This window comes from Desulfosarcina sp., from assembly GCF_041551955.1.
In the GTDB taxonomy this organism is placed as follows: domain Bacteria; phylum Desulfobacterota; class Desulfobacteria; order Desulfobacterales; family Desulfosarcinaceae; genus Desulfosarcina.
Genome location: NZ_JBFELV010000516.1, coordinates 1 through 3322, shown reverse-complemented (window position 1 = coordinate 3322; position 3322 = coordinate 1). Strand labels below are relative to the sequence as shown.

The window sequence follows — 3322 nt, the reverse complement described above, 5'->3', positions numbered from 1 at the left end:
GATCGGCAAAATAACCAAACGTGCCGTCGATGCACTGTTGGTGGGGCGCATGTTCAGCCTGATCATCAAAGCGATCATTATTTTCGCATTGCTGATCGCCCTGTATCATTACAACGCTGTCATTGCCTATGGGATAGGAAGCGCCTTGGCTAAAATTCATTATGGTTTTGGCAGCGGCGTTTTCATGACCATCGTCAATATGAAAGAGCACCTTCTGATCACCGCTTTTCGGATTCTGGCCATTTTCACCATTGCGGTGACGACACCTTTTTTCACCATTTGGCTGGTTTCCCTCTATCGCGGCTACCAGCGCAAACATGCTGAACGCTTTTGGATGGAATAATGTTCTGGTTACGCAAGCCTGCCACCACAATCGGACGGGGCGTTCTCCTTAGCGACCTCAAGGGGCCCATCCGCAGGATCGAGGTCCCCGACACGGACCGGATCGGACACATCGGGTGCTTCGGTACCACCCGCATCGGCAAATCCAAACTGATTGAACACATGGTGACCCAGGACATCGCCAAGGGCTATAGCGTGGTGGTGGTCGACCCCAAAGGCGACCTGGAGCTGTTCTCCAAAATCGTACAGACCGCTTACGATAACAAAAGAGCCAATGAGTTATGCCTGATCAATCCCATTTACCCTGACTTTTCTGCCACTATCAACCCATTGGCCTACTATTTCAGCCCGGAAGAGATCGTCAATCATGTGGTCTCCGGAGTTCAGGCCAAGGACGCCTATTTTCACAATGTGGCTTATGAAACCACCCTCGTGATCGTCCTGGGCCTGCTGGCCCTGAAAGAGAAAGCGACACCCGATCTGTCCATCAATTTCGCGGAGATCGGCAGGCGCTGCGGTGCCCAGGAGATCGAGGATTTGACGGCTACCCTATCAAAAATCGAAGATCCCGGCGCCAGGGAGATCGTCCATATTGCCAATAAGATACTGCAGGCCCGGGAAGAATTTTTCGGCAAAGTGACATCGTCTTTGCGCACGGTCCTTACCGCTCTGTCCATCGGCAATATGGGCCGGATTATCGGTCGGGCCAGATCCAATCGCTTCGTCAAGCGCCTGGAAAACGGCCAACGGGTCATCCTGGTGGTTCAAACCGGCAGTATGCTGTCTGGCAAGGTCAGCGACATGATGGCCCGGATCCTGATCTCCATGATTCAAAGCTTCATCGGCCGGCGCTTTGCTTCGGGTCAAAAGATCGACCCCCCGTTGGCCATCTACATCGATGAGTTTTCCAATGCCTGCTACATCGGCATCGAAGACCTGTTCAACAAGGCCGGCGGCGCCGGCGCAATGGTAAATGTTTTTACCCAATCGCTGGCCGATATCACTGCAGCCATCGGTGAGCAGATGGCCCGCAAGATTCTGGACAACCTGAACACCAAGATCTTTATGCGGGTCAACGATCCCCAGACAGCCAGATATGTGAGTGAATCGTCGGGCACCCGCAAGAAATACGACCCCTTTCTTCAACTGGGCGGCGGCATCACTATGCGCTGTGCCGAGGAAGCCGCGGTGCGTCCGGAAGATGTACTCAATTTGAGAAAACGCATCTTCTATCTTTTTGGAATCAATGGTCGCTACAAGGGAAAAACCGAACTGGTCAAACCGTCCAGGTTAAAGGTGGAGTACCCCGACATTATCTCCAAGGCGGTTTAAACAGGGCACCCCTTCGATAATCTTTTTTTTGAAAATGGCCTGGGAAACGCTATAAAAAGGAATCTTCCATGAAAAAGATCGGTATCTGCAACAATAAGGGCGGTGTGGGCAAAACCACCATCACCCTATGTCTGGCCGGAGCCCTGGCCGAGATGGATCTGAAAGTGCTCCTGGTGGACATGGATCAACAAGGATCCTTAAGTTCCTCCTTCTTGCCGGATATCCACAACCTGCCGTTGGTGGTCACGGATGTGATCCGGGATGATGGGGTATCCATCGAAGCGGCCGTTCATCGGACCCAATATGCCAACATCAAAATCGTTCCTTCCAATTTGAGTCTGGCCAAACTGGAAAGCGAGCTTCAATCAGAGCGGGACGCTCACTATTATCTGGCCGACAAGCTTGATGAAATCAATGGTCAATACGATGTGGTCATTATTGATTCTCCTCCCAATTTAGGGATGGCCACCTGGTCGGTATTAACGGCCGTTGACGGTCTGATCATCCCTTTGGAAGCCCAGGATTACAGTGTCAAAGGCACGGGGTATGTCCACGCCTTGATCCACAAGGTGAAAAAGCGGGCCAATCCCCGGCTGGAGATTTTGGGTTACCTGATCAACAGATATGATGGCCGCCGACGTATCGAACAGGATTTCAAGGCCATGATCCAAAACCACCTGGGCAAGCGGGTGTTTGATCAGGTGCTCAAAGACGCCGTTGTGTACGCGGAGGCCGTCACCTTGGGAAAACCCGTTACCATGCTTTCTCCCAAAAGCGAGCATGCCGAGGCGTTTCGCCAGCTTGGCAGGAAGGTCATGCATGGCTAAAGACTTTTCCCAAAATGCCCGGGATCGATCCAGCTTCCTGATCCCTCCGACCTTGGAAACAGCTGTGAAGAGGGGCGACCGGGTAGATACCCGCCCGATCCGGGCGGCCAGGTTGATTGAGATCCAGCGTATCCAGCCGGACCCGAATCAACCCAGAAAAACCTTTGTTCAGGAAACCCTTGAGTCCCTTGCCCGGTCCATCCGACAGATCGGCGGGATCATCGATCCGATAACGGTCCAATATTCTGAAAATGAAGATTGTTTCCTGATCATCAGTGGAGAGCGGCGCTATCGGGCCGCCAAGATCGCCGGTCTCGACACGCTTCCCTGTATCATCAAACAACCTGATGACAAGACCCGCTTTCTCATGCAGTTTATTGCCAACATCCAACGCGAAGATATCCCGCCCCTGGAAGAGGCCGCAGCCATTCGGCGATTGGTTCAGACCTACGGGTTCACCCAACACGAAATAGCAAAACTGATCAATAAATCAAAAAGCTATGTAAGTCAGGTCCTGGGCCTGGAGCGGCTCTCCGATGAGGCCAAAAAAAAGGTTCAGACGTCTGAACTTTCCAAAGAGGTTCAGATCCAAGCCTCCCGGGAAACGGAGCCTGAAAAGCAGATTGAAATTCTGAAGATGGCATCCGATGGGAATAAGACCATTCGGGAAATCCGCAATCAGACCAAACCGGTTGGGGTCCAACATTCGGATAAAAATATCGATTCGAACTCTTTTAATACAAACCGGAATAAACCGGGTACACAACCAGCTAAAAATGAGACTTTCAGCCAGTGGACGTGGACATCAAAGCAGGGACGGT

General features: G+C 52.0%; 4 protein-coding genes. All 4 read left to right on the top strand.

Features of this window, described 5'->3' with window-relative positions; translation table 11 throughout:
• The coding region (locus tag ABYV26_RS23405) for a hypothetical protein (RefSeq protein WP_372683768.1) at nt 1–343 on the top strand (343 nt) is incomplete at its 5' end.
• Entirely contained in the window at nt 343–1674 is a 1332-nt protein-coding gene (locus ABYV26_RS23400; protein ID WP_372683767.1) for a type IV secretory system conjugative DNA transfer family protein, read from the top strand. The genes ABYV26_RS23405 and ABYV26_RS23400, both read left to right, overlap by 1 nt.
• A 68-nt stretch (nt 1675–1742) precedes the next feature.
• On the top strand, nt 1743–2501 hold the full coding sequence (locus tag ABYV26_RS23395; protein WP_372683766.1) for a ParA family protein: 759 nt from the start codon (nt 1743–1745) through the stop codon (nt 2499–2501).
• Nucleotides 2494–3322: ParB/RepB/Spo0J family partition protein (locus ABYV26_RS23390; protein WP_372683765.1), on the top strand; the 829-nt coding region annotated here is incomplete at its 3' end. The genes ABYV26_RS23395 and ABYV26_RS23390, both read left to right, overlap by 8 nt.

Coding starts and splice junctions, on each gene's coding strand:
- ABYV26_RS23400 (WP_372683767.1), top strand. CDS start 343: ATGTTCTGGTTACGCAAGCCTGCCACCACAATCGGACGGGGCGTTCTC.
- ABYV26_RS23395 (WP_372683766.1), top strand. CDS start 1,743: ATGAAAAAGATCGGTATCTGCAACAATAAGGGCGGTGTGGGCAAAACC.